This window comes from Serratia sp. HRI (genome assembly GCF_010119335.3).
Classification (GTDB): Bacteria; Pseudomonadota; Gammaproteobacteria; order Enterobacterales; family Enterobacteriaceae; genus Serratia; species Serratia nevei.
Genome location: NZ_CP083690.1, coordinates 2,171,290 through 2,197,567, shown reverse-complemented (window position 1 = coordinate 2,197,567; position 26,278 = coordinate 2,171,290). Strand labels below are relative to the sequence as shown.

Genomic DNA, 26,278 nt, shown 5'->3' with positions numbered 1-26,278 from the left:
GCTGCGACAATCACGCCTGATGAACAGGTTTCTGCCTAGGTTGCACGGCGCTTTTCAGCCGAGCTGCCCGTTGCCGAGGTGTTTCACCCGGCGTTTCACCTCTTCCTGCTTGCCGGCGTTGAACGGCCGGGCATCGGGGCTGCCGAGATAGCCGCACACCCGGCGGGTGACCGAGACCTTGGCCGAGTCGTGGTTGCCGCATTTCGGGCAGGTGAAGCCCTTGCTGGTGCAGGAGAATTCACCGGTGAAGCCGCATTCGTAGCACTCGTCGATCGGCGTGTTGGTGCCGTAGTAAGGCACCCGGCTGTAGCTGTAGTCCCACACGTCTTCCAGCGCCTTCAGGTTGTGCTGCAGGTTCGGGTATTCGCCGTAGCAGATGAAGCCGCCGCTGGCCAACGGCGGGTAGGGCGCTTCGAAGTCCAGCTTGTCGTACGGATTGACCTTCTTCTCCACGTCGAGGTGGAAGCTGTTGGTGTAATAGCCCTTGTCGGTGACGCCCGGCACCACGCCGAAATCGGCGGTGTCCAGCCGGCAGAAGCGATCGCACAGGTTTTCGCTCGGCGTGCTGTAGAGGCTGAAGCCGTAGCCGGTCTCGTCTTTCCAGGCGTCGACGGCGGCGCGCAGGCGCGCGACGATCGCCACCGCTTTGGCGCGCAGCGCCTCGTCGTCATACACGTGATTTTCGCCGCCGAACAGCGCATTGATGGTCTCGTGCAGGCCGATATAGCCCAGCGAAATCGAGGCGCGGCCATTCTTGAAGATGTCGGCGATGTTGTCGTCGGCCTTGAGCCGCACGCCGCAGGCGCCTTCCATGTACAAGATTGGCGCCACCCGCGCCTTGATGCCTTCCAGCCGGGCGATGCGCGTCATCAGGGCCTTTTTCGCCAGCTGCAGGCGCTGATCCAGCAGCGCCCAGAAGCGCGACTCATCGCCCATCGCCTCCAGCGCGATGCGCGGCAGGTTGAGGCTGATGACGCCGATGTTGTTGCGGCCGTCGTGCACCAGCTCGCCGTCCTGCTCGTAGGTGCCGAGGAAGCTGCGGCAGCCCATCGGCGTTTTGAACGAGCCGGTGACTTTCACCACCTGATCGTAGTTGAGGATGTCCGGGTACATGCGCTTGCTGGCGCACTCCAGCGCCAGCTGTTTGATGTCGTAGTTCGGATCGCCGTACTGGTGGTTGAGGCCGTCGCGGATGGCGAACACCAGTTTGGGGAACACGGCGGTCTTGCGGTTTTTGCCCAGCCCGGCGATGCGGTTTTTCAGGATCGAGCGCTGGATCAGGCGCGACTCCCAGCTGGTGCCGAGGCCGAAGCCGAAGGTGACGAACGGCGTCTGGCCGTTGGCGGTGTGCAGGGTGTTGACCTCGTACTCCAGCGACTGGAAGGCGTCGTAACACTCTTTCTCGGTGCGCGCCATGGCATAGCCTTTGGCGTCCGGGATCTGCCATTCTTCCGCCACCTGCAGGTGTTTGCGGAAGCTCTCGTCGACGAACGGCGCCAGGATTTCATCGATGCGGTTGATGGTGGTGCCGCCATAGATATGGCTGGCGACCTGGGCGATGATCTGCGCGGTCACGGCGGTGGCGGTGGAGATCGACTTCGGCGGCTCAATCTCGGCGTTGCCCATCTTGAAGCCGTTGGTCAGCATGCCTTTCAGATCGATCAGCATGCAGTTGAACATCGGGAAGAACGGCGAGTAGTCGAGATCGTGGTAGTGAATTTCGCCGCGTTCATGGGCCAGCACCACGTCGCGCGGCAGGATGTGCTGTTTAGCGTAGTGTTTGGCGACGATGCCCGCCAGCAGGTCGCGCTGGGTGGGGATCACCTTACTGTCCTTGTTGGCGTTCTCGTTCAGCAGCGCGCGGTTGCTCTGCTCGACCAGGCCGCGAATTTCCTGGTTCAGGCGGCCGCGCAGCTCGCGCGCCACGTCGCGATCGTGGCGGTATTCGATATAGGCGCGCGCCAGCTGCTTGTACTCGCCGGCCATCAGCTGGTTTTCCACCGCCTGCTGGATCTCGTGGATATCGACGCGCGGCTGCTGCTCCATGCGCTGAGCGACCACGCGGGCGACGGTGGCGCAGTAGTCGGCGTCGACCACGCCCACCGCCAGCGCGGCGCGCTCGATGGCCTGCGCGATGCGCGCTTCGTCAAAAGGTACCTGGCAACCGTCCCGCTTAATCACTACTGGTTTCACGTTGTACTCCTTGTTCCCCGAGGGAGCGTTCATACCCGCCTGGCGTGGCGAGCAACCGTCAAATTTCGCTTATCCACAGGGCAAAGCCGCAGCGCGCAAGGGCTGTGGCGGCGTGTGGATGATTTTGTGGATAACTACTATATATAGGTGTTCGCAATTCTTAATGCACTATATATAGATATTGGCGAGATTCTTTTGATGTAGAACAAGGAAAACGGAAGAGCGTGCGCAAGCTGAACAGTCGTCAATCGCCCGCCGGCCGATCGCGAAAATGTTCCAGCAGAAAATCCACCCAGACGCGCACCCGCGGCGGCAGATCCGCCGAGGCGTAATAGAGCCACAGCTGCACCGGGCGCGGCCAGCACTCCGCCAGCACCGGCCGCAGCGTGCCCTGCTCGAAGTGCTTTTCAAGGTACCAGCGCGCCAGGTTGACGATGCCCAGCCCGGCCAGCGCCGCATCCAGCAACATTTCCGGGCGGCTCACCACCAATCGGCCGTTCAAATCCAGCGCCAGCGTTTCGCCCTGATGGCGCAGCTGCCATTTGACGTGGCGGCCGTTGCTGGGGTTGCGGTGCCGCAGGCAGTCGTGCCGCAGCAGGTCGTGCGGCGTTTGCGGTTCACCGTGCCGTGCCAGATAGTCGGGCGACGCCGCCAGCGCCATGTGCATCGGGTAGAGCGGGCGCGCCACCAGCCGGCTGTCGGGATCGACCCGGCTGCCGATGCCGACGTCGAAGCCTTCGCCCACCAGATTCACCACCCGGGCATCCAGCGACAGATCGAGATCGATCTGCGGGTAGCGTGCCAGAAATTGCGGGATCAACGGCATCAGCATCTGGCGGCCGAAGCCGGGGATCATCGTGACGCGCACCACCCCGGCCGGCGCCTGCCGTTCGCCGCCGGCGCTTTCCAGCGTCGCCGCCAACGCCTGCCACAGCGGCGCCACCTGCGCCAGCAGCGCTTTGCCCTCGTCGGTCAGCAGCACGTTGTGGGTGTTGCGCTGAAACAGCCGCAGCGCCAGCTTCTCTTCCAGCGCGCGGATATTTTTGCTGACCGCCGCCGGCGTGACGCCCAGCTGGCGGGCGGCGGCGGAGAAATTTTGCGCCTGCGCGGCGGCGAGGAAGGCCGGCAGCAGGCGGTGCACGTCAAAGGGCAGCGACATAGTGGTTGATACTTTCGGTTGAAATTGAAGTGACCTTGAACAGCCTACACCCGAAGCGGCAGAAATGGAAAAATGCCTCATCTTCTTTACGTTCAAGGAATCATTTATGTCACGCATTTTAGTGTTAACCGCCCACCGCACCCCCGACGAGTCGCGCATCAACCAGGCGCTGATCGAGGCCGTGCGCCCGCTGCCTAACGTGACCGTGCACGAGCTGATCCGCGCTTACCCGGATTACCGCATCGACGTGGCGCGCGAACAGGCACTGCTGGAAAGCCACGATGCGGTGGTGATGATGTTCCCGTTTTTCTGGTACAGCTCGCCGGCGATCCTGCGCGAATGGCAGGACGCGGTATTAACCTATGGTTTCGCCTACGGCAGCGAGGGCACCAAACTGCACGGCAAGCCGCTGCAGCTGGTGGTGAGCACCGGCGGCAACGCGCAGGCCTACACGCCGGCAGGCTACAACCGCTATCCGGTGCAGGATCTGCTGCTGCCGTTCCACGCGCTGGCTAACCTGACCGGCATGGATTATCTGCCGCCGCATCTGGTGCAGGGCGTGACCGACATGAGCGATGAGCAGTTGGCGCAAGCGGCCGCCGGGGTGGTGGCGCTGATGGGGACATTGTAGGGCGCAGCGCTCGCCGCGCCCTGCGGGGTCAGTCTTCGAGCAGCCACCACACCGCTTCGAACGGCCGCAGCGTCAGCGCCTGCGGCTGATCCGCCGAGTCGCTGTAGTTGCTCATCAGCGGGCGCCACTGGGCGGAGGCTTCCACGCCTTCCGCCGCCCAGGCCAGCGGTTCGCGGCTCAGGTTGGCCACCACCAGCAGGCGCTGGCCGTTCCAGCTGCGCTGATAGCACCACAGCGCCGGGTGATCCGGCGCCAGATCCTGATAGTCGCCGTGGGTCAGCAGCGGATACTGCTTGCGCAGGGTGATCAGCTGGCGGTAGGCGTAAAACACCGAGTCGAGATCGGCCAGCGCCGCGTCGGCGTTGATCTGCGGGTAGTTCTCGGCGCAGCCGATCCACGGCGTGCCGGTGGTGAAACCGGCGTGCGGCGCGGCGCTCCACTGCATCGGCGTGCGGCCGTTGTCGCGCGATTTGTCCGCCAGGATCGCCAGCAGTTCGGCGTCGCTGCGGCCCTGGGCGCTCAGCTCGGCGTACATGTTCAGGCTTTCCACGTCGCGGTACTGCTCGATGGCGCGGAAGCCGGGGTTGGTCATGCCGATCTCTTCACCCTGGTAGATATAAGGCGTGCCCTGCATGCCGTGCAGCACCATCGCCAGCATTTTGGCGGCCGGCACCCGCAGTGCGCCTTCATCGCCGAAGCGCGACACGATGCGCGGCTGATCGTGGTTACACCAGAACAGCGCGTTCCAGGCGCGGTTATGCATTCCTTGCTGCCAGTGGCAGAAGATCTGCTTTAACGCCACATAATCCGGCGCCGCCCGCGTCCATTTTTCGCCGCCGGCGTAGTCCACCTTCAGGTGGTGGAAGTTGAAGGTCATCGACAGCTCTTCGCCGCTCTGCGCCGCGTACTGCCGGCAATGCTCGAGCGTGGTGGAGGACATCTCGCCCACCGTCATCAGGCCGCGCGGCTGAAACACGTCGCGGCTCATCTCCTGCAGGAACTCGTGAATGCGCGGGCCGTCGGTGTAGAAGCGGCGGCCGTCGCCCTGGCTGTCGGACGGGAAGTCCTGCTGCTTGGACACCAGGTTGATCACGTCGAGGCGCAGGCCGTCGACGCCTTTGTCCGCCCAGAACTGACACACTTTCTTCAGCTCTTCGCGCACCGGCGGGTGTTCCCAGTTGAGATCCGCCTGCTCGGTGGCGAACAGGTGCAGATAGTACTGGCCGCTGTCGGCGTGCCACTGCCAGGCGTTGCCGCCGAACTTGGAGCGCCAGTTGTTCGGCGGCGTATCCCCCTCGCCGTCGCGCCAGACGTAGAACTGGCGATACGGGCTGTGGCGATCCTGCGCGGCCTTGAACCACGGGTGCTCGGTCGAGGTGTGGTTGAACACCATGTCCATCACGATGCGGATGCCGCGCCGGTGGGCGGCGGCGACCAGCTGTTCGAAGTCCACCATGGTGCCGTAAGCCGGATCGATGGCGCAGTAGTCCGCCACGTCATAGCCGTTGTCCACCTGCGGCGATACGTAGACCGGCGTCAGCCAGATGGCGTCGACGCCCAGCTCCTGCAGATAGTCCAGCCGCCGCGTCACGCCGGCCAAATCGCCGTAGCCGTTGCCGGTGCTGTCCTGAAAACTCTTCGGATAAATTTGGTAGATGACGCCGTTCTGCCACCAGGGGGTTGGGTTGCTCATAGCTGTATACCTTTGAATCGTGACAACGGGCCCGTACCCTTCATCTTTCAAACTGCAGCGTTGTTGGCTGCTGGCGCTGCACCCCAGTCACTTACTTGAGTAAGCTCCTGGGGATTACGAGCCTCGTCCGGAGGCTCGCCCTTTGGGCCAGCGCAGGCGCTGTTCAAATCGGTTCCCGACCGATTTGTTGCACCCTTGCCGCCTAGCTGCAGCTCGAAAGCTATAGGGTATTTCCAGCCCCTACATTCATGTTGCGTATTTTGCGTCAATTAAACCGGCAGCTCGCCGCGGGCGGCCTTGCGCTTGTAGACCATGATGGTCAGCACCAGCGGGATGACGATCGCCACCAGAATTGCCAGCGAGTAAATCAGCCAGAACTGCGGCTTGATAGACAGGATGCCCGGCAGGCCGCCGACGCCGATGCCGTTAGCCATCACGCCGTCCAGGCCGCAGATAAGGCCTGCGATGGCGGAGCCGATCATCGCGCACAGCATCGGGAAGCGGTATTTGAGGTTGATGCCGTACATCGCCGGTTCGGTCACGCCGAGGTAGGCGGACATCGCCGCCGGCACTGAAATTTCACGCTCGTTGGCTTTGCGGCTGATGATGATGATGCCGAGCACCGCCGAGGCCTGCGCGATGTTGGACAGCGCAATCAGCGGCCATACCGGGGTGCCGCCCATGCTCTGGATCATCTGCATGTCGATGGCCAGCGTGGTCTGGTGCACGCCGGTGATCACCAGCGGTGCATACAGGAAGCCGAACAGCGCGGCGCCCACCGGGGCGAAGCTGCCGGTCATCACCGCTTTCACCGCCCAGGCGACGCCGTCGCCGATCATGCGGCCGAACGGCCCGATCAGCGCGTGCGCCAGGAACACCGCCAGCAGCAGCGAAACCACCGGCACCACCACCAGATAGAGATAGTCGGGGACGATCTTTTTCAGCCGGGTTTCGATCCAGCCCAGCGCCATGCCCGCCAGGATCGACGGGATCACCTGCGCCTGATAGCCGACTTTCTGGATAACGAACCAGCCGAAGTTCCACACTTCCGGCGTTTGCTGGCCGAGCAGGTAGGAGTTCATCAGCTGCGGCGATACCAGGGTGACGCCCAGCACGATGCCGAGCACCGGCGTGCCGCCCATCTTTTTCACCGTCGACCAGCAGATGGCCACCGGCAGGAACATGAAGATCGCTTCACCGAGCAGCCACAGGAAGTCGTAAACGGTTTTCCACGCCGGGTGCATCTGCGCCAGCGTTTGGCCGCCGGACATCGGGATGTCGCCGATCACGTTGCGGAAGCCGAGGATCAGACCGCCGCTGATCAGCGCCGGCAGCAGCGGGAAGAAGATCTCGGCGAAGTGGGAGATGGTGCGCTCGGTCCAGGTCATGTTCTGGCGCGCGGCGACCTTGGCCTGTTCTTTGTCGGCCTCGTTGACGCCGGTGCTGGCGATCAGCGCCTGATAGTAGTCGCCGACGTCGGTGCCGATCACCACCTGGAACTGCCCGGCGTTGGTGAAGCAACCTTTGACCATCGGCAGCTCTTCGATTTCTTTGGGGCTGGCCTTGCTGGGGTCATTGAGGACGAAACGCAGCCGGGTAATGCAATGGCTGACGGTGGCGATGTTCTCGCGGCCGCCGACCAAAACAATCAGGCGATCAATATCCTGCTGTTTTACTTTGCTCATTATGGGATACCTGCAGAGGTGTTGACTGAGTAATGATCAAAGCTTAGCCACTCGGCTTTTTGAATGAAATGGGAACGTTCCCTGTTTGGGGCGAGGATCACAAAATGACAAAAAATGGTCAAATTCCAAGCAGTTCGTCAGGAAAGTTTGCTGGGCACCACCAGGCGGCGGATCCCCTGTTCGCCGCTGAGCTGCGCCAGCAGCTGCTGCGCCGCCAGCAGGCCGGCGCTGCCGTAGCCGAACTCGACCGACAGGGTATCGGGGAACAGGAAGCTGAGCAGCGGGGTGTTGCCGATGGCGCACACCTGAATGGCGTGCGCCGGCTGTTGCTGAAGGTATTTGATCGCCCCCAGGGCGATGCTGTCGGAAGCGCAGATCAGCGCGCTGGTGTGCGAGTCGATCACTTCGGCGGCGTGCTGGAAACCGCTCTGGTAGCTCAGCTCGCCCAGCGTGGCGCGCGGCGTGAGCTTGAGGCGTTCACAGGCGTCGAGGTAGGCCTGATAGCGGCGCTGGCCGGTGGTGGCGTCGCTGAGCTGCACCCCCAGATAGCCGATATGCCGGTGCCCTTGCTGGTGCAGGCGGTCCATCAGCAGGTTCACCGCGCCGGCGTCGTCGTAGCAGACGGACGAAAAGCCGTCGTATTCACGCACCATCACCACCATTTTTTCCTGCCACGGTTTGAGCATCGCCGCAGTCAGGCCGGTGAAACCGAACAGGATCACCCCGTCGACGTTGCGCTGGTGCAGCACGTGCAGGTGCTCCTGTACCAGGCGGGTTTCGAACTGGCTCTCCATCACGATCGGGTCGAAGCCCTGCTGATACAGCAGCGGCAGCATGGTGCGCACCGCCTGGTTTTCCGACGGTGAATCGAGACGGGAAACGATGATGCCCACCACCTTGTCGCTCTGGCCGCGCATGGCGCGCGCCGACTTGGAGGGGGTAAACCCTTGCTGACGGATCACCGCTTCCACCCGTTCGCGGGTTTGCGGGCTCACGCTGCCTTCATTGTTCAGCACGCGTGAGACGGTGGATTTGCCTACGCCGCTCAGGCGTGCGATGTCCTTGATGGTCAGCCGGTTTTGCATGGTTTACTTTTCGTTGAAGTGGACAGGCGTAACATAAAGGCCTGTAAAACAATGCCCGTCAGCATAGCTCATTTTCCGACGCGGATCTTGATGCAAAACGGGATTGTGACATTGCGATGAACGGCCGCTCGTGCCGCTCTGTTTTTCCCTTTACCGGAGGTTATACCCCATATGGACCCCGACCCGACTGCTTTAGACACTCACTCGGTTCACCGGTAAAACCTCTCCGCCTGGCGCTGCTGTTTTACCGGTGAAGTACACACGGTAACCGGTGGCGCGCGCTTCGTCGTTCGCTCCTGCTGCTGAAAAAAAGAATAAGGATCTGCATTGGCAGAGGCTTTTTGGCGTGCCCGCCATCCGCCCGGCCGATGACGATCCCCGTTTACCCGCTGCCGTGAGGCACCGGGCGACGAGGTGCGAACCATGAAACTGAAAAAACTCCCCCGTCAGCTGCTGGGCCTGTTCGCCCGCGGCCTTCCGCGCCGTTTGGTGCGCCGCGACAGCCTGCTGGACAGCGTCGGCGGCGCTGCGCGCGATATGCCGGCCGGCCTGGCGCAGCAGCGGCTGGAATGCGCCGCCGCAGAGACGATGCAGCTGTTTGAGCGTTTCCACAGCCACCCGGAAGGCATCACCGCCCATGAGGCGGAGCAGGTGCGCCAGCGCTGCGGCGAGAACGTCATCGACGATCAGCAGAAAGAGGCCTGGTGGCAGCACCTCTGGCACTGCTACCGCAACCCGTTCAACCTGCTGCTGACCGCGCTCGGCATGATTTCTTATGCCACCGAGGATCTGACCGGCGCCTTGGTGATCGCGCTGATGGTGCTGATCTCCACGCTGCTGAACTTCATCCAGGAGGCACGCTCCAACCGGGCGGCCGACGCGCTGAAGGCCATGGTGAGCAACACCGCCACGGTGATCCGCAGCGATGCGCTCACCGGCAAGAGCGAGCACGTGGAGCTGCCGATCGCGCAGCTGGTGCCGGGCGATATCATCAAGCTGGCGGCCGGCGACATGATCCCGGCGGATCTGCGCGTGCTGTCGGCCAAGGATCTGTTCATCAGCCAGGCGGCGCTGACCGGCGAATCGCTGCCGGTGGAAAAATCCGCGGCGCCGCAGACGTTGGCGGCCGATCCGCTCGATTGCCAGAACCTGTGCTTCATGGGCACCAACGTGGTCAGCGGCACCGCGCTGGCGATGGTGATCGGCACCGGCGGCAACACCTATTTCGGCCAGCTGGCGCAGCGCGTCACCAGCCAGGATGAGCAGCCGAACGCCTTCCAGAGCGGTATCAGCAAGGTCAGCTGGCTGCTGATCCGCTTTATGCTGGTGATGACGCCGATCGTGCTGCTGATCAACGGCTACACCAAGGGCGACTGGTGGGAAGCGGCGCTGTTCGCGCTGTCGGTGGCGGTCGGGCTGACGCCGGAAATGCTGCCGATGATCGTCACCTCGACGCTGGCCAAAGGGGCGGTGAAACTGTCGCGCCAGAAGGTGATCGTCAAACGCCTGGACGCCATCCAAAACTTCGGCGCCATGGACATTCTGTGCACCGACAAGACCGGCACCCTGACCCAGGACAAGATCGTACTGGAGCGCCATACCGACGTGTTCGGCGCCAGCAGCGAGCGGGTGCTGCGCTACGCCTGGCTGAACAGCTTCTACCAGACCGGCCTGAAAAACCTGCTCGACGTGGCGGTGCTGAGCTGCGCGGAGCAAAATCAGCAGCCGGAAGCGCTGCAGCACTACCGCAAGGTGGATGAGATCCCGTTCGACTTCGTGCGCCGTCGCATGTCGGTGGTGGTAGCCAAGGACAACGAGTATCACGAGCTGGTGTGCAAGGGCGCGCTGGAAGAGATGCTGGCGATTTGCAGCCACGTGCGCCATGAAGACGAGGTGATCCCGCTCAGCGAGGCGCTGCTGGTGCGCATTCGCCGCATCACCGACGATCTCAACCAGCAGGGGCTGCGGGTGGTGGCGGTGGCCAACAAGATCCTGCCGGCGCAGACCCACGAATACGGCGTGGCGGACGAGTCGGATCTGATCCTCGAAGGCTACGTCGCCTTCCTCGATCCGCCGAAGGAGAGCACCGCGCCGGCGCTGGCGGCGCTGAAACAGAACGGCGTCACGGTGAAGATCCTCACCGGCGACAACGAGCTGGTGGCCGCCAAAGTGTGCCGTGACGTCGGGCTGGCGGCCGAGCACCTGCTGCGCGGCAGCGAGATCGAGCAGATGGACGACGAGCAGCTGGCGCAGGCGGCGGCGCGCACTACTGTGTTCGCCAAGCTGACGCCGCTGCACAAGGAGCGCATCGTCAAACTGCTGCGCCGCCAGGGGCACGTGGTGGGCTTTATGGGCGACGGCATCAACGACGCGCCGGCGCTGCGCGCGGCCGATATCGGCATCTCCGTCGATTCGGCGGTGGACATCGCCAAGGAAGCGGCGGACATCATCCTGCTGGAAAAAAGCCTGATGGTGCTGGAGCAGGGGGTGATCGAAGGGCGCCGTACCTTCGTCAACATGCTCAAATACATCAAGATGACCGCCAGCTCCAACTTCGGTAACGTGTTCAGCGTGCTGATCGCCAGCGCCTTCCTGCCGTTCCTGCCGATGTTGCCGCTGCACCTGTTGATTCAGAACCTGATGTACGACATCTCGCAGATCGCCATCCCGTTCGATAACGTCGACGACGATCAGATCACCCAGCCGCAGCGCTGGAACTCCGCCGATTTGGGGCGGTTTATGGTGTTCTTTGGGCCGATCAGCTCGATCTTCGACGTGCTGACCTTCAGCCTGATGTGGTGGGTATTCAAGGCCAATACGCCGGAAATGCAGACGCTGTTCCAGTCCGGCTGGTTCGTGGAAGGGCTGCTGTCGCAAACGCTGATCGTGCACATGATCCGCACGCGCAAAATTCCGTTTATCCAGAGCCGCCCGTCCTGGCCGCTGTGCATCATGACGCTGGCGGTGATCGCCACCGGCATCGGCCTGGTGTTCTCGCCGCTGGCCGGCTTCCTGCAGCTGCAGGCGCTGCCGCTCGGCTACTTCCCGTGGCTGGTGCTGATCCTCGCCGGTTACATGGTGCTGACCCAGTGCGTGAAAGGCTGGTTCGTGCGCCGCTACGGCTGGCAATAACCCGCTCGCCCCCTCCGGCCGGGAGGGGGCAACTGTGATCCCGTCCGCTTTTTCACCGCAACGGTTGGACATCTGTTCTGTGCTGAGTCTTTATCTACAGCGTTGGCTGTTTTCCCCTGCGCCTTTCAAGCCACCGCGTTGTTGGCTGTACGCCCGCCCCCCAGTGACTTAGCAGACCTAAGCGCCTGGGGATGCGGGCGCTTGCCGCCTAGCGGTGGTTTGAAATTCATTGGGGATATTTTGTTTTTTTCCTCTGAGGAATTTCCGATGCACAGACCTTTCCGTTATACGCTACTGGCTTCATCGTTATGGTTTTCTTGCGGCGCGCTGGCGCAGCCGGCCGGCGATCTGCCGCTGATGCCCTGGCCGCAGCAGGTGGAGGTGACGCAACCGGCGGGCAAGCTGATTTTGGATCACCAGTTGTCGTTAAGCGTCCAGGGTGACGACTTGGGCGACGCGCTGCCGCGCTGGCGCCAGCGTATCGAACTGCAGACCGGCTGGACGCTGGCACCGGCGGGTGAAACGAAGGGCGGCGCGGCGATCAAGGTGGTGATCAAGGACCGGATGGCGGCGCAGCCGCTGCCGGGAAGCGACGAAAGTTACCGGCTGGCGGTCACGCCGCAGGGCGCCACGCTGACCGCCAACACTCGCTTCGGCGCGCTGCACGGGATGGAAACCCTGCTGCAGCTGCTGCAGACCGACGGGCAAAACACCTTCCTGCCGCTGGTGGATATCCGCGACGTGCCGCGCTTCCCGTGGCGCGGCGTCTTGTTGGATTCGGCGCGCCATTTCCTGCCGCTGCCGGACATTCTCCGTCAGCTCGACGGCATGGCGGCGGCCAAGCTTAACGTGTTCCACTGGCACCTGACCGACGATCAGGGCTGGCGCTTCGCCTCCGAGCACTACCCCAAACTGCAACAGCAGGCCGGCGACGGCCAGTTCTACACCCGCGAGCAGATGCGGCAGGTGGTGGCTTACGCCACGGCGCGCGGCATTCGCGTGGTGCCGGAGATCGACATGCCGGGGCACGCCTCCAGCATCGCGGTGGCCTATCCCGACCTGATGAGCGCGCCGGGGCCGTATCGCATGGAGCGCGAGTGGGGCGTGCATAAGCCGACGCTCGATCCGACCCGCGACGAGGTGTATCAGTTTGTCGACACGATCGTCGGCGAGCTAGCGGCGATCTTCCCCGATCCCTATCTGCACATCGGCGGCGACGAAGTTGACGCCAGTCAGTGGCGGGCGTCGCCGTCGATTCAGGCGTTTATGCAGCAGAACGGGCTGGCGGATACCCATGCGCTGCAGGCCTACTTCAACCAGAAGCTGGAAAAGATCCTCGAGAAGCACCAGCGACAGATGGTCGGCTGGGACGAGATCTACCACCCGTCGCTGCCGCGTTCGATCGTCATTCAGTCCTGGCAGGGGCAAGACTCGCTGGGCGCCAGCGCGCAGGACGGCTATCAGGGCATTCTCTCCACCGGTTTCTATCTCGATCAGCCGCAAAGTACCGCCTATCACTACCGCAATGAAATTCTGCCGCAGCCGCTGGGGGTCGAGACGGCGGTGCAGCCCGGCGAGCAGGCGCAAAGCTGGCGCTTCAGCATGCCGCGCCTGAAGGGCAGCGCGGTGGAAGGCAGCTTCACGCTGATCGAGGGCAAGCAGGGCTGGCGCGGCTTTATCGATTTCAATGGCAAGTCGCGCCGCGCGGTGCACGACATCGTCTGGCGCACGCCGCAGCAGGTGACGTTCCGGGTCGATACCTGGATGGGCGACACGCGGCCGGTGTTCACGCTGCAGCAGGACAAGCTCAGCGGCTATACGCTGGTCGGCAACGTGCGTTACCCCACCCGCGGCGACAAGCTGGCGGCGGTGCCGGCGGGCAAGATGCCGGTGGTGCCGGACGAGAAAGGGCAGGCCAACATGCTCGGCGGCGAAGCGGCGCTGTGGGCGGAAAACGTGCGCGCGCCGCTGCTCGATCTCAAGCTGTGGCCGCGCGCCTTCGCGGTGGCGGAGCGGCTGTGGTCGGCGCAGGACGTCACCGACGAAAGCAACATGTACCGGCGGCTGGCGGCGATCGACGCCTGGTCGGTGGTGTCGGTCGGCCTGCAGCAGCACGCGGAAACGGCGCGTGAATTCACCCGGCTGAGCAACAGCGTGCAGATCCTGCCGCTGCAGATCCTGGCCGAGGCGGTGGAGCCGGCGCAGTATTACACCCGCCAGCACCTGAAGTTCCAGGCCGGCAACTATCACCAGTTCGAACCGCTGAACCGCTTTGCCGATGCGCTGCCGCCGGAGAGCGGCGCGGTGCGCGACATGCATGCCCAGGTCGCGGCCTTGTTGCAGGATAAGCGCGATAAGGCGGCGGCGCAGGCGCTGCGCGAACGACTGCAGCGTTGGCAGGCGAACGGCGCGGCACTGCAGACGGCGATCGCGGGCAACCGCACGCTGCGCGATCTGGCGCCGGTGGCGCAGGACGTCGATGCGTTGGCCACGCTGGGCTTAACGCTGCTGGATCGCCATCAGCAGGGCAAACCGCTGAGCCGGGCCGAGGCAGAGCAAGCGCAGCGCCGGCTGGATGCGGCGGCGCAGACGCGCGACGAAGTGGTGATTGCGGCGGTGTACCCGCTGGAGGCGCTGCTGCGCGGGCTTAAAATGGAGTGAGGGTGACGGGGCTCGACGAGCTGAGCCCCGGTTTTGTTACGCTCGTAGCGAAAGCGGCGCATACCCGATGGCGTGCTGCAGGTAATTCAGCAGCAGCTGGCGGGTGAAGTGCGGCTCATCGATGCCGCTGCCCTGCAGGAAGCGTTGCAGGTTGCTGCAATCCCACCGATAGGTGTCTTGATAGAGCTCCACCGTCGATAGCTCGTCTACCATAGGATCTTTGAACAGGCTGAGCAGCGGGTACAGCGGCGCGTCGCTGTCGTTTTCCCATTGCGCCCGCCACTGCGCGAAAGGCAGAGGGTGGAAACGATAACCGAACTCGCGCTCCAGCAGGCTGAAAAACTCGCGCAGCGTCAGGTTATTGTCGCCCTGGTGGATCAGGTTGAATTTATGCCTCAACGCCTGCGGGTTGCGAGAGACGTGGGCGATGGCCTGCGTCATGTAATCTACCGTGGTCAATCCTTCGCGCAGATCCCGCAGATCCGGCACTGTGCCGCTGCTGATGCAGGTTTTCACCAGCCGCCCCCACCATTGATAATCGGCGTTGACGCCGGTGCGGCTGTGGCAGGTGGCGTAGCCCAGGCGGAAGGTCATCAGCGGCAGGCCCTGCGCCGCCGCCAGATCGGCGATCTTCTCCATCACCCATTTGCTGCGCACATAGCCGATATCGCGGCTTACTGCCTGCAGGTTTTGATCGATATCGTCGTTTTCACGCATCACCCGCTTGCCGGTATGCAGATGCCCCCAGCTGTATACGGAGATGGTGGACAGCAGCATCAGCGGTTTGGTGCGGGTATGGGCCGCGAAGCGAATGATTTCCCGCAGGCCCTGCACGTTGTCGCGCTTCATGTAGGAATAGGGCTGGATAAAATTCACCGCGCTGGCCGAATGGTAAACCAGGTCGATATCTTGGCTTAACGCCCTGTAGGCCGCAGGCGTCAGCGAAAAGTCGTGTTCCGCGACGTTGCCAGGCACGATATGAATGCGCGCGTGCTGGCTGGCGTTCAGCGCGATCCGGTAGCGCTGCAGCACCGCTTCCAGCCGCCGCATCGGCGGCGTTTCGGCGCCGTCGCGCACCAGGCAATACAGTGCGGCGTCGGTGGTGCGCAGCAGCTCGGCCAGCAAATGTGCACCGACGAAACCGGTGGCGCCGGTCAGTAAAATGGCGCGCGGGGCGCTGATTTGCCGCGTATCGAACGTCGGGTTGATGGTGATGCCTGGCGGCAGAAAGACATCATCCTGCAGGGCGCGTGTCGGATCGCCGTCTTGACGCCGAGGCTTGCTCTCCTGGCGCTGCAACATCGCCTGCGTCAGTTGCTCCAGGCTCGGATATTCATAGATGTCATGCACATAGCTTTTGACCGCGAACGCTTTACCCAAATCTGTCGCTAACCTGGCCGCCATCAGAGAATGTCCGCCCAGCGCGAAAAAATCATCGTCGGCGCGGATATGATCCACTTTCAGCAGCGTGCGCCACAGATCGGCGACGATCCGCTGGTGGCCGTCGAGCGGTTCAGCAGGGGCCGGCCGAGCCTCGGGCGCCAGGGCCAACAGCGCTGCCTGGTCGATTTTACCGTTGGCGTTGATCGGCAACCGATCCAGATGCCGGTACTCGGCGGGCAGAGAGTAGGCGGGTAGCTGATCCTGAAGCTGCCGTTTAACCCGTGCAATGAGATCGCCGCCGGGATCTTCACCGGTCAAAAACGCCAGGATCCGCTTGTCGCTCGGATTGTCCGTTTGATTGACGAGGGCGATGGCGGTTTTTACGCCGGAGACCTGCGTCATCAGGCTGCCGATTTCACCGAGCTCCACGCGATTGCCGCGGATTTTGATCTGCGCGTCGAGGCGCCCGAGGAACTGAATCTCACCGTTCGGCAAGCGGCGCGCCCGATCGCCGCTGCGGTACAGGCGTTGGCTGCCGATGTGCGGCGAAGTGACAAAACGTTCGGCGGTCAGCTGCGGGGCGTTCAGGTAGCCGCGCGCCAGGCAGGTGCCGCTGATGCAAAGCTCGCCAGGTTCGCCGTCGGCAACCGGCTGCAGCCGTTCGTCGAGGATGAAGACCTGGGTATCGGCGATGGGCCGGCCAATCGTGGACGGCGGGTTCTGCGTCGCACAGCGCACGCGGTTGTAAGTGGCGAAGATGGTGGCCTCCGTCGGGCCGTAGTAATCCACCACTGCATAGCCGATGCCGCGCAGCGTGACTGGGTTCAGCTTTTCACCGGCGGTGAACAGGTATTTCAGCGCCAGCCCGGCGGGCTGCGGCGCGCCGATGACCTCCGGCACCAATACCGTAGGGACAAAGGCGTGGGTGAGGCGATGACGGGCGAAGAAGGCCAGCAATGCGTCCGGCTGCAGGCGGGTCTCCTCGTGCGGCAGATACAGGGTGCCGCCGCAGATCAGCGGCGCCCAGATTTCCCATTGCGCCACGTCAAAACCGACGCCGGCAATCAGCGTGGAGCGGCTGTGTTCATCCATAGCGAACCGTTGGTTATGCCAGAGGAGCAGGTTTAACAGCGAACGATGTTCAATCATCACGCCTTTAGGCGTACCGGTGGTGCCGGAGGTGAAAATAATATAGGCAAGCGCGTCGGAGTCTGGCGGGGGAAATAGAGCTTCGTAATCTTTATTCAGGGAAATATTATCAATGGAAAGGGTTTTACGTGAGGGAGTGGCGATACTTTTATGAATTTCATGATTGCTGAACAGAATTATCGGTGAGCCACTTTGTTCGATAATATTGCGAATGCGCCGCTCGGGATAGCGGGCGTCAATGGGAATATAGCAGGCTCCGGCCTTGGCGATCGCCATCATGCCGATCGGCAATTCCACCGTACGCTGCGCGACCAGCGGCACGGCATCGCCGGGCCGAACCCCTTCCTGTTTCAGGCGCGTGCACAGTGCGCTGCTGGCTTCATCCAATTGACGGTAGGTCAGGTGTTTATTATCGCCGACGATGGCGGTTTTTTCCGGATAACGGGAAACCTGTCGGATAAAATAATCCAATACGCTAGGTGCCATGGTTATCTCCTGTCATTATTCACGGGGTGAAAGAAATGAAACAGCAATGACCCGGCCGGGTGAAAAACAATTATAGGCGTATTTTTATTGTGGAATTGTAAATGTGAGCGATATTACGCTATCGCTATAAATTAATTGAATTAATAAAATTCTTATCAATAAAAACGGCCAGTCTGCACTGGCCGTGATTCGCGTGCGTGTCGATTAACGACGCACGGCGATGGCTTCGATTTCGATCTTCACGTCTTTTGGCAGACGCGCCACTTCCACGCAGGAGCGGGCCGGGAACGGCGCGCTGTGCTCGGTGAAGAAGGCTTCGTACGCGGCGTTGACGGTGGCGAAGTCGTTCAGGTCTTTCACGAACACGGTGGTTTTCACGATGTCGGCAACGATCAGGCCGGCGGCTTCGACGATCGCTTTGACGTTTTCCAGCGACTGGCGCGCCTGAGCGGCCACGTCGTCGGCGACGGCGCCGGTTTTCGGATCGACCGGGATCTGGCCGGAAGTGATGATCATGCTGCCCAAATCAACGCCCTGCACGTAAGGACCAATGGCTGCCGGGGCGAGTTCAGTGCTGATATTACGTGACATGTTTTCTCCTGATAGACCCGTTGTCTTTCACGCCGCCGCGCGGTCGGCCGCAGCGTAAAATTCGGTGGGTAGCAACGTGGGTAGAGTTATTTTCAGGCATCCATTATAGGGAGTGACGCGCAGATTAACAGCGCCGCTCCCGCTAAAAGGGCAGAATTCAGTCGGCCTGCAACACCACCTGATGCTCGAACTCTTTCTCGCAGTAGCGGCACTTCAGGTGCACTTCGCCGTCGCGCGGCTTCACGCTGAAGCTCGACGCCACCGGCTCGCTGCGGCTGATGCAGTTGCTGTTCGGGCAGGTCAGCACGCCGTCGATGTGATCCGGCAGGCTGAGGGTCAGTTTGCGCACCACTTCATAGTTATCGATGCGGTTTACCGTGGCCTTCGGTGCGTACATCGCCAGCTGGTTGGCCTGCTGCTCGGTCAGGAAGGTGTTCTCGATCTTGATCAGATCCTTGCGGCCCAGCTCGTTGGAGGGCAGGTTCAGGCCGATGGTGATGCGCTGGTCGGTGGCGGTCAGCTTGAACAGCGTCAGCAGTTTGAAACCGATCTGCGCCGGAATGTGGTCGATCACCGTGCCGCATTTGATCGCTTCGACCTGCAGTTTGTTGTCGTGAGTCATGGCGGTTCCCCCTTAAAGAGCCAAATCTGCGTTGAGCACCAGCGCCAGCAGCGCCTGGCGGGCGAAGATGCCGTTGCCCGCCTGCTGGAAGTAGTAAGCGTACGGCGTTTTATCCACGTCGGTGGCGATCTCGTCGATGCGCGGCAGCGGGTGCAGCACCTTGAGGTTGGCGCGCGCGCCGGCCAGATCCGCAGCGCGCAGCACGAACTGCGCCTTCACGTTGGCGTACTCGGACGGATCGAGGCGCTCTTTCTGTACCCGGGTCATGTAGAGAATATCCAGCTCCGGCACCACTTCTTCAATGCTGCTGTGCAGGCTGTACTCGATGCCTTTCTCTTCCAGCATTTTCAGGATGTAGGCCGGCATCGCCAGCGCGTCCGGGGCGATGAAGTAGAAGCGGTTGCCTTCGAACTTGGCCAGCGCCTGGGTGAGCGAGTGCACGGTGCGGCCGTACTTCAGGTCGCCGACCATGGCGATGCTGAGGTTGTTCAGGCGGCCCTGGGTTTCCTGGATGGTGAACAGATCCAGCAGGGTCTGGGTCGGGTGCTGGTTGGCGCCGTCGCCGGCGTTGAGCACCGGCACGTTGCCGGAGAATTCAGCGGCCATGCGCGCCGCGCCTTCCTGCGGATGGCGCATCACGATGGCATCCACGTAGGTGCTGATCACCGAGATGGTGTCGGCCAGGGTTTCGCCTTTCTTGCCGAGTGAGGTGTTGCTGCCGTCGGCGAAGCCCACCACCGAGGCGCCGAGGCGGTGCATCGAGGTTTCGAACGACAGGCGGGTACGGGTCGAGGCTTCGAAGAAGCAGCTGGCGATCACCTTGTGTTTCAACAGTTCCGGCTGCGGGTTGGCTTTCAGACCGGCGGCGGTGCGCAGCACCAGCTCCAGATCCTCGCGGCTGAGATCGTTAATAGAGATGATGTGTTTGTGATACAGCGGGTTGGCCATTTTTCACTCCTCCTCGACGCGTGCCCGTGGCGCGGGACTTTGGGATATTCTCAAGGCAAAAAAAAGCCCCTCAATGAGGGGCTTGAAACGATCGGTTTAGCAACAGGAGAAACAACGGCAGCTGGCCGCCGATAGGCAGTCGGTTTTGTCGATTGTGGCTAACAAAACAAACGTCGTTTTTCATGCTTTCTCCTGGCAAATTGTGGCGCATTATACTCGCGCTTTTCGCCACTGCAAGCGCTAAAACGCCGTTTTTTGCCGCCCCGCAATCGATTGGCCGGCGATGGCCGCCCGCCGGCTATTTGCTGACGCGATCGTAGTAGACCATGTCGGCGTTCAGCCCCTGCTGGTAGCCTTTGACGTTGTCGCGCAGCACCACTTCGGTTTTGGCCTGATCGATAAACACGTAAGGCGAACTGCGCTGCAGCTCCTGCTGCATGGCGGTGTACAGCGCGCGGCGCTTGGCCGGATCGGCTTCGGCCAGCGCCGCCAGCGTCTGCTGGTTCAACTGCGGGATCTGCCAGCCGTTCAGCCCGGCCACCGTGCTGCTTTTGCCGTCGTTGTAGGCGAAGGCGCTGGCGTTGGAGTGGGCGTCGAAGTAATCCGGGATCCACAGGCGGATCGCCGCCTGATGCTGCCTGGCGCGCACGCGGGAGTAAACCTGGCTGCCCGCGGCCGGCAGCAGCTCTACCTTCACGCCGGCGGCGGCGAAGCTGCCCTGCAGCGCCTGCGCGATGGTGATGAACGGCGGCTTGTTCTCCACGTCCAGCGTAAAGGCGGCGTGGGTGATGCCCGCCTTGGCCAGGATGGCTTTCGCCTTGGCCGGATCGTAGCTGAACGGGTTGGTCTCCAGCGCGCCCGGCAGCCCGACCGGCAGGAAGCTCTGGTGCACGAAGTATTGGCCCTTCAGCAGATCCTTCGTGATGCCCTGATAATCCACCAGGTAGCGCGCCGCTTCCCAGAAGGCCGGGTTGTTCAGCAGCGGATTGGCGCCGTTGCCGGTGTTGAACACCAGGTAGTTTTGCTCGGCGGACGGGATCTCCAGCACCTTGACGCCCGGCTGGTTTTTCAGCGTGTCGGTCTGATCGGCGCCCAGTTCGCGGGCGATATCGGCGTCGCCCTGCTGGATCAGCAGGCGGCGGGTGGCCGGATCCGGCACGTTTTTAATAATGATGTTTTTCAACTGCGGCTTGTCGCCCGGCGTGGTGGGGTTGGCGTCCAGCACGATCGCCTGGTGCGGCTGATAGACGCGCATCTTGAACGGGCCGCTGCCGGCGGAGTGCATTTTCAGCCAGGCGTTGCCGAAGTCGCCGTCTTTAACGTTGGCCAGCGCCGCCTTGCTGTCGACGATCGAAGCGATCGGCGTCGAGAGGATATTCAGCGCCACCGCCGGGCTGACGTCTGCCGTCCAGCGCAGCTGCACGGTATGTTCGTCGATCTTCTTCAGCTGCGCGTCAATGTTGTCCGGCTGCCAGCCGAGCACGTTGAGGATGAACGCCGGCGATTTGTTCATTTTGATCGCGCGGCTGTAGGAAAAGATCACGTCGTCGGCGGTTAGCGGGTTGCCGGAGGCGAACGCCGCCTGCGGCCGCAGTTTCACCGTCAGCGTTTTGGCCGCCGCATCGCCCTGCCAGCTTTCCGCCAGCACCGGCGCCACCTTGGCCGGATCGTCGCGATCCGCCTGCACCAATCGCTGGTAGAGGCTGGGCACCGTCTGGATGCTGGAGAGTTCGTTGGCTTCCGCCGGATCGAGGCTGACGATGTCATCCAGCGATTGCACCACCACCAGCGTATTCGGCGGCGTGGCGGCTAACGCGGCGGCGGGCAGGGCGGCGAGCAGGAACAGCGGCAAGAGTTTGGCTTTCATCGGTGTGTATCCCCTGAAGGCGCCGCCAGGCGGCGCTGAGAACGGTTTGTTATCGTTGGTTTTTACGGCGCGGGTGCCGTCGGCCTGTCACGGTAGAACCTTTGCCCGCGGCGGGCAAAGGCCAATCCGCTATTTGATATTCCAGGAATATATTAGCCGCCCTGGCCGGGGGCGCCAGGGCGGAGGGGAGGCGTGTCAGAGGGTTTCGCTCAGCGTGGCGACCAGTACCGCCTTGATGGTGTGCAGCCGGTTTTCCGCCTGATCGAACACCACGCTGTGCGCCGATTCGAACACTTCGTCGGTCACTTCCATGCCGCCGTGCAGATCGTACTGCTGCGCCATCTGCTTGCCGAGGGTGGTTTGGTCGTCGTGGAACGCCGGCAGGCAGTGCAGGAACTTCACGTTCGGGTTGCCGGTCAACTTCAGCATCGCCATGTTGACCTGATACGGCCGCAGCAGCGCGATACGCTCCTGCCAGGTCTCTTTTGGTTCACCCATCGACACCCAGACGTCGGTGTAGAGGAAGTCGGCGTCCTGCACCCCTTCTGCGATGTCTTCGGTCAGGGTGAGTTTCGCGCCGGTTTGCTGCGCCAGCGCCTGGCACTCGGCCACCAGCTCCGGCTGCGGCCAGCAGGCCTTCGGCGCCACCAGCCGCAGATCCATGCCCGCCAGCGCGGCGGCTTCCAGCAGCGTGTTGCCCATGTTGTTGCGCGCGTCGCCGACGTACGCCAGTTTCACTTCACTCAGCGCCTTGCCCGGCAGATGCTCCTGTACGGTGAGCAGATCCGCCAGCAGTTGGGTGGGGTGGAACTCGTCGGTCAGGCCGTTCCACACCGGCACGCCGGCGTGTTCCGCCAGGGTTTCCACCAGCGCCTGGCCGTAGCCGCGATACTGAATACCGTCGTACAGGCGGCCCAGCACCCGAGCGGTGTCTTTCATCGACTCTTTATGGCCGATCTGGCTGCCGCTCGGGCCGAGGTAAGTCACCTGCGCGCCCTGATCGAATGCGGCAACTTCGAAAGAGCATCGCGTGCGGGTCGAGTCTTTTTCGAAGATGAGCGCAATGTTTTTGCCCTGCAGCCGGCGCTGTTCCTGCCCCTGCTTCTTGGCCTGCTTCAGATCGGCCGAAAGCCGCAGCAGTGCCTGCAGCTCGGCTGGGGTGAAATCCATTAACCTCAGAAAGTGACGTTGGTATAACGCATTGCCGGTGCTCATAGTCCGATTCCCTGATTGTTTAATTGAATTAAAATTCACTTTATATGTATGAATATTCAATTTCAACCCCGACGAGGAAATCTTTCACGTTTATCGTGGAAGCAATGTCGGCGGTGTGTGAAAATAGAAGGAATGAAGGCCATTTGACTTGAGGATATAGGCATGGCAAACCGCGAATTGCTGGAAGAACAACGTGAAGAGACCCGCCTGATCATCGAAGAACTGCTGGAAGACGGCAGCGATCCGGACGCGCTCTACACCATCGAGCACCATCTGTCCGCCGAGAAATTTGAGGTTCTGGAGCAGGCCGCCGTTGAAGCCTTCAAGCTGGGCTACGAAGTGACCGACGCCGAAGAGCTGGAAGTGGAAGACGGTTCGATGGTGATGTGCTGCGATGTGATCAGCGAAGTCGGCCTGAACGCCGAGCTGATCGACGCTCAGGTCGAGCAGCTGGTGGCGCTGGCGGAACGCTGCGGCGTCAATTACGACGGCTGGGGCACCTACTTCGAAGATCCGAACGGTGAAGACGGTGAGGATGACGAAGACGGCGACTACATCGACGAAGACGACGACGGTAAACGCCACTGATTAACCCCGCTTATTCACTTGGGCCGGCTCTCGCCGGCCCCTGATAAACGCCATGACATACCAATCCCTGTTAGCCCCGATTTTAAGCTTCCTGCACTGTGAAACTCCCGACGCCTGGATTGATGCCGCGCGCCGTCCGGAAAACCTGCAGCTGTTGCTGACTGACCACCTGGTGTGCGAGCTGAAGGCCGCGCAGACCGGCATGTGGTTGATCCGCCGCTACGTGGCGGACAAAGAGAGCGGCGACGCGCTGTTGGCGCTGCTGCGCCCTTACGAGGCGTTTCTGCACGAGGCGCAGGGCGCGCCGGACACGCTGTTCCGCCAGGGCCAGTTCACCCGCAAGATCCTGCCGAAAAACGGCTCGGCCTACGGCCAGGATCTGGCGGATCGCATGGTGCTGTTGATCAAGGAAGAGTTGCATCACTTCTCGCAGGTGCTGGAGATCATGCAGGCGCGCGGGATCCCGTATCGCAAGATCACCGCCAGCCGCTACGCCAAGGGCATGATCCGCGAGATCCGCACCCACGATCCGGCAACGCTGATCGACAAACTGATCTGCGGCGCTTACATCGAAGCGCGATCCTGCGAACGCTTCGCCAAGCTGGCGCCGCACCTGGACGACGAGCTGAACCGCTTTTACGTCTCGCTGCTGCGATCCGAAGCGCGCCATTATCAGGACTACCTGACGCTGGCGGAACAGATCGCCGGCGGCGACATCAGCGAACGGGTGGCGCATTTCGGCCGCCTCGAGGCTGAGCTGATCCTGTCGCCGGACAGCGAGCTGCGTTTCCACAGCGGCGTGCCCGCCGCCGCCTGAGGTTGAGGCGCACCCTTACTGCGGCGCGCCCAGCAACAGATCCACCGCCTTTTCCGCCAGCATGATGGTCGGCGCATTGGTATTGCCGCTGGTGAGCTGCGGCATCACCGAGCAGTCGATCACCCGCAGCCGTTCAAAACCATGCACCCGCAGCTGCGGATCGGTCACCGCGTCCTGCGGCGACGGCCCCATGCGGCAGCTGCCCACCGGGTGATACACCGTCTTGCAGAAGTTGCGCACGAAGGCTTCCAGCTGCGCCTCGTCGCGCGTCCACTCCGGCTGCGGCATCAGCAGATCTTTGATCAGCGGCTTCAGCGCCGCGGTTTGCAGGAAGCCCAGGCCGAACTTCACCGCGCGCACGCTGCCGGCCAGATCGTCCGGGTGGCCGAGGTAGTTGGCGTGCAGCTTGACCGGATCGCGCGGGTTGCAGCTGCGCAGCAGCACTTCGCCGCGCGCCTTCGGCTGCAGGTAGCCGACCTTGAGCGTGAAGCCGTGAATGTTCGGCAGCGGCTCGCCGGGCACGTCGTCCCAGTTGTCCAGCATCGGCAGGAAGTGGATCTGTACGTCCGTGCGGCCATCGCCCCGGCTGTCGGTGAAGGCGGCGCCTTCCAGCACGTTGGACGAGAGCACGCCGCTGCGAAACGCCAGCCACTGCGCGCCGTGGCTCAGCGCCTGCAGGCCGCGATCGGCGCCGAACAGGCTGATCGGTTCGCGGGTGCTGACGTTGATCGACATGTGCAGATGGTCGTGGAAGTTTTTGCCCACCGGCAGATCCGCCCGCACCTCGATGCCCAGCTGCTGCAGGTGGTCGCGCGGGCCGATGCCGGACAGCATCAGCAGCTTCGGCGAACCGACCGCGCCGGCGCTGACGATCACCTCTTTGGTGGCGCGCGCGGTCACTTCCGCACCGCCGTTCTGGCTGTAGACCACGCCGGTGGTAACGTTGCCTTCGAAGGTCAGCCGATGCGCCAGCGCGTTCAGTTTCACCACCAGCCGCCGTTCGTCGCGCACCGCCTTCAGGTAGGTGCGGGCGGTGCTGGCGCGTTCGCCGTTGTGGGTGGTGGTTTGGTAGAAACCGACGCCGTGCTGGCTGTCGCCGTTGAAGTCGTTGCGATAGGGCAGGTTCAGCTCCTGGCCGGCGCGGATAAACGCCATGCTGAGCGGGTGGCGGTAGCGGTTTTCGCTGACCGGCAGCAGCCCGTCGGCGCCGTGGTAGTCGTCCGACAGGCTTTCGTTGGCCTCGGCGCGTTTGAAATAGGGCAGCACCTCACGGTAGCTCCAGCCGGTGCAGCCGTAGCGTTCGGCCCAGTCGTCGTAGTCCTGCGGCTGGCCGCGCAGGTAGATCATACCGTTGACCGAGCTGCTGCCGCCCAGCACCTTGCCCTGTGCGATCTGCATGCGGCGGTTGTTGGCGTGCGGTTCCGGTTCCGTCTCGTAGGGCCAGCTCTTTTTGGCGATGATCTTGGCCACCCCGGCCGGCATTTTGATGAACAGGTTATTGTCGTCGCCGCCGGCTTCCAGCAGCAGCACCCGCGCCTGGGTGCGGCGGATCAGCTGCGCCGCCAGCACGCAGCCGGCGGAACCGGCGCCGACGATGATGTAATCAAAGGTATTTTCCGACATGACAGCTCTCCGTGCGCGATTGGGATACTGGCAGAGTAACGCGGGGGGAAAAACGGTCAATTTGCGATCGTTAATTTATTAACGAACTTCACATTAAATTTACATGGTGGTTTTTAACGTCAGTTTATCTGCTTGAAAAAAGGCGTTATAGCGAGTTTTACTGATTGATTGCGATATTAATAAAATGGCGCAGCAAGCTGCGCCATGATAGAGAGACGGGGGCAATTACAGCGTTTTCAGCATGGTGACTTCGCAATCGACGTGGCCGGTAGCGCCCATCGCGTGGTCGATGTGCTCGAAGCCCAGGTGTTCGTACAGCGCAACGGCCTGCGTCAGGCTGGCGGTGGTCTCGAGGTAACAACAGCGGAAGCCGTGCTGGCGGGCGAAATCCAGCGCCTGCAGCGCCAGGCGTTTCGCCAATCCCTTGCCGCGCAACACCGGCAGGAAATACATCTTCTGCAATTCGCAAATATCGTCTGCGCCGCCCTGCAGCGGCGCGATGCCGCCGCCGCCGGCGACCTGGCCGTCCACCTCGATCACCCAGTAAGCGCTGCGCGGCAGGCTGTAGAGCTGATACAGGGCGTCCAGATTGGGATCGGAGACGGTATAGCCTTTATCCGCCGTCAGGCCGTGCTCGGCGGAGACTTCGCGAATGACGTGAGCAATGGCGGGATTGTCTTCCGCCGTGATGGGGCGCACCAGCAGGCGCGCCGGGGTTGCTGTTGTCATGTTTACACTCGCCATTGAAAG

General features: G+C 62.5%; 18 protein-coding genes. 5 read left to right on the top strand and 13 right to left on the bottom strand.

The genetic code is table 11. The features are described from left to right. Nucleotides 1-54: 54 nt before the first annotated feature. Together nrdD and GF111_RS10600 are read right to left on the bottom strand one after the other, a co-directional pair. On the bottom strand, nt 55-2,193 hold the full coding sequence (gene nrdD / locus GF111_RS10605) for an anaerobic ribonucleoside-triphosphate reductase (protein ID WP_004933403.1): 2,139 nt from the start codon (nt 2,191-2,193) through the stop codon (nt 55-57). Between the two features lie 244 nt (nt 2,194-2,437). Next, nucleotides 2,438-3,352: a LysR family transcriptional regulator gene (locus tag GF111_RS10600; protein WP_048232521.1), complete on the bottom strand. Its 915-nt coding sequence runs from the start codon at nt 3,350-3,352 to the stop codon at nt 2,438-2,440. A 106-nt stretch (nt 3,353-3,458) separates the two neighbouring features. Between GF111_RS10600 and GF111_RS10595 the strand changes: the two genes are divergently transcribed. Further along, nucleotides 3,459-3,983 carry an NAD(P)H-dependent oxidoreductase gene (locus tag GF111_RS10595; protein WP_047729213.1) on the top strand — a complete coding sequence of 175 codons (525 nt, stop codon included), beginning with the start codon at nt 3,459-3,461 and terminating at the stop codon, nt 3,981-3,983. A 28-nt stretch (nt 3,984-4,011) separates the two neighbouring features. Here the strand turns inward: GF111_RS10595 and treC are convergent, their stop codons facing one another. The 3 genes from treC to treR all read right to left on the bottom strand — a co-directional run bounded on the left by treC (nt 4,012) and on the right by treR (nt 8,446). Further along, entirely contained in the window at nt 4,012-5,676 is a 1,665-nt protein-coding gene (gene treC, locus GF111_RS10590; protein ID WP_134267375.1) for an alpha,alpha-phosphotrehalase, read from the bottom strand. Nucleotides 5,677-5,945: 269 nt separating this feature from the next. Further along, entirely contained in the window at nt 5,946-7,361 is a 1,416-nt protein-coding gene (gene treB, locus GF111_RS10585; protein ID WP_147190597.1) for a PTS trehalose transporter subunit IIBC, read from the bottom strand. A 137-nt stretch (nt 7,362-7,498) separates the two neighbouring features. Further along, nucleotides 7,499-8,446, bottom strand: a complete 948-nt coding sequence (treR, locus tag GF111_RS10580) for a trehalose operon repressor TreR (RefSeq protein ID WP_047729209.1) — start codon at nt 8,444-8,446, stop codon at nt 7,499-7,501. 423 nt (nt 8,447-8,869) lie between these two features. Here treR and mgtA point away from each other — a divergent pair, with 423 nt between their 5' ends. Then, on the top strand, nt 8,870-11,578 hold the full coding sequence (gene mgtA / locus GF111_RS10575) for a magnesium-translocating P-type ATPase (RefSeq protein WP_147190596.1): 2,709 nt from the start codon (nt 8,870-8,872) through the stop codon (nt 11,576-11,578). 267 nt (nt 11,579-11,845) lie between these two features. Continuing rightward, on the top strand, nt 11,846-14,239 hold the full coding sequence (locus tag GF111_RS10570; RefSeq protein ID WP_147190594.1) for a beta-N-acetylhexosaminidase: 2,394 nt from the start codon (nt 11,846-11,848) through the stop codon (nt 14,237-14,239). A gap of 36 nt (nt 14,240-14,275) precedes the next feature. Here GF111_RS10570 and GF111_RS10565 read toward each other — a convergent pair whose 3' ends face one another. From GF111_RS10565 to argF, 6 genes are all read right to left on the bottom strand, one after another. Continuing rightward, nucleotides 14,276-17,257, bottom strand: a complete 2,982-nt coding sequence (locus tag GF111_RS10565; RefSeq protein WP_147190593.1) for a non-ribosomal peptide synthetase — start codon at nt 17,255-17,257, stop codon at nt 14,276-14,278. Nucleotides 17,258-17,461: 204 nt separating this feature from the next. Beyond that, entirely contained in the window at nt 17,462-17,848 is a 387-nt protein-coding gene (gene ridA, locus GF111_RS10560) for a 2-iminobutanoate/2-iminopropanoate deaminase (protein WP_004933379.1), read from the bottom strand. Between the two features lie 157 nt (nt 17,849-18,005). Further along, nucleotides 18,006-18,470, bottom strand: coding sequence for an aspartate carbamoyltransferase regulatory subunit (pyrI, locus tag GF111_RS10555; protein ID WP_038879023.1), 465 nt, complete (start codon nt 18,468-18,470; stop codon nt 18,006-18,008). A 12-nt stretch (nt 18,471-18,482) separates the two neighbouring features. Then, nucleotides 18,483-19,418 (bottom strand): aspartate carbamoyltransferase, encoded by a 936-nt coding sequence (gene pyrB / locus GF111_RS10550; RefSeq protein ID WP_064290792.1) that lies wholly within the window; start codon nt 19,416-19,418, stop codon nt 18,483-18,485. Between the two features lie 298 nt (nt 19,419-19,716). Next, the gene (locus GF111_RS10545) at nt 19,717-21,285 is read right to left on the bottom strand and encodes an ABC transporter substrate-binding protein (RefSeq protein ID WP_038879017.1); all 1,569 of its coding nucleotides are present in this window, start codon (nt 21,283-21,285) and stop codon (nt 19,717-19,719) included. A 195-nt stretch (nt 21,286-21,480) separates the two neighbouring features. After that, a complete protein-coding gene (argF, locus tag GF111_RS10540) occupies nt 21,481-22,500 on the bottom strand; it encodes an ornithine carbamoyltransferase (RefSeq protein WP_038879014.1) in 1,020 nt (339 codons plus the stop codon). A gap of 162 nt (nt 22,501-22,662) precedes the next feature. Here argF and rraB point away from each other — a divergent pair, with 162 nt between their 5' ends. Together rraB and miaE are read left to right on the top strand one after the other, a co-directional pair. Next, nucleotides 22,663-23,088 carry a ribonuclease E inhibitor RraB gene (gene rraB, locus GF111_RS10535; protein ID WP_025305115.1) on the top strand — a complete coding sequence of 142 codons (426 nt, stop codon included), beginning with the start codon at nt 22,663-22,665 and terminating at the stop codon, nt 23,086-23,088. A 52-nt stretch (nt 23,089-23,140) separates the two neighbouring features. Further along, nucleotides 23,141-23,905 (top strand): tRNA isopentenyl-2-thiomethyl-A-37 hydroxylase MiaE, encoded by a 765-nt coding sequence (miaE, locus tag GF111_RS10530; RefSeq protein WP_015376459.1) that lies wholly within the window; start codon nt 23,141-23,143, stop codon nt 23,903-23,905. A 15-nt stretch (nt 23,906-23,920) separates the two neighbouring features. On the opposite strand, the gene GF111_RS10525 is transcribed toward miaE, so the two are convergent. Continuing rightward, nucleotides 23,921-25,528, bottom strand: a complete 1,608-nt coding sequence (locus GF111_RS10525; protein ID WP_047729195.1) for a GMC family oxidoreductase — start codon at nt 25,526-25,528, stop codon at nt 23,921-23,923. Nucleotides 25,529-25,753: 225 nt separating this feature from the next. Next, nucleotides 25,754-26,257 (bottom strand): GNAT family N-acetyltransferase, encoded by a 504-nt coding sequence (locus GF111_RS10520; protein ID WP_004933360.1) that lies wholly within the window; start codon nt 26,255-26,257, stop codon nt 25,754-25,756. Nucleotides 26,258-26,278: the final 21 nt, after the last annotated feature.

Bases quoted from the DNA above. Each gene is read 5' to 3' on its own strand.
- GF111_RS10600 (WP_048232521.1), bottom strand. From the start codon at position 3,352: ATGTCGCTGCCCTTTGACGTGCACCGCCTGCTGCCGGCCTTCCTCGCC.
- GF111_RS10595 (WP_047729213.1), top strand. From the start codon at position 3,459: ATGTCACGCATTTTAGTGTTAACCGCCCACCGCACCCCCGACGAGTCG.
- treC (WP_134267375.1), bottom strand. From the start codon at position 5,676: ATGAGCAACCCAACCCCCTGGTGGCAGAACGGCGTCATCTACCAAATT.
- treB (WP_147190597.1), bottom strand. From the start codon at position 7,361: ATGAGCAAAGTAAAACAGCAGGATATTGATCGCCTGATTGTTTTGGTC.
- treR (WP_047729209.1), bottom strand. From the start codon at position 8,446: ATGCAAAACCGGCTGACCATCAAGGACATCGCACGCCTGAGCGGCGTA.
- mgtA (WP_147190596.1), top strand. From the start codon at position 8,870: ATGAAACTGAAAAAACTCCCCCGTCAGCTGCTGGGCCTGTTCGCCCGC.
- GF111_RS10570 (WP_147190594.1), top strand. From the start codon at position 11,846: ATGCACAGACCTTTCCGTTATACGCTACTGGCTTCATCGTTATGGTTT.
- GF111_RS10565 (WP_147190593.1), bottom strand. From the start codon at position 17,257: ATGGCACCTAGCGTATTGGATTATTTTATCCGACAGGTTTCCCGTTAT.
- ridA (WP_004933379.1), bottom strand. From the start codon at position 17,848: ATGTCACGTAATATCAGCACTGAACTCGCCCCGGCAGCCATTGGTCCT.
- pyrI (WP_038879023.1), bottom strand. From the start codon at position 18,470: ATGACTCACGACAACAAACTGCAGGTCGAAGCGATCAAATGCGGCACG.
- pyrB (WP_064290792.1), bottom strand. From the start codon at position 19,418: ATGGCCAACCCGCTGTATCACAAACACATCATCTCTATTAACGATCTC.
- GF111_RS10545 (WP_038879017.1), bottom strand. From the start codon at position 21,285: ATGAAAGCCAAACTCTTGCCGCTGTTCCTGCTCGCCGCCCTGCCCGCC.
- argF (WP_038879014.1), bottom strand. From the start codon at position 22,500: ATGAGCACCGGCAATGCGTTATACCAACGTCACTTTCTGAGGTTAATG.
- rraB (WP_025305115.1), top strand. From the start codon at position 22,663: ATGGCAAACCGCGAATTGCTGGAAGAACAACGTGAAGAGACCCGCCTG.
- miaE (WP_015376459.1), top strand. From the start codon at position 23,141: ATGACATACCAATCCCTGTTAGCCCCGATTTTAAGCTTCCTGCACTGT.
- GF111_RS10525 (WP_047729195.1), bottom strand. From the start codon at position 25,528: ATGTCGGAAAATACCTTTGATTACATCATCGTCGGCGCCGGTTCCGCC.
- GF111_RS10520 (WP_004933360.1), bottom strand. From the start codon at position 26,257: ATGACAACAGCAACCCCGGCGCGCCTGCTGGTGCGCCCCATCACGGCG.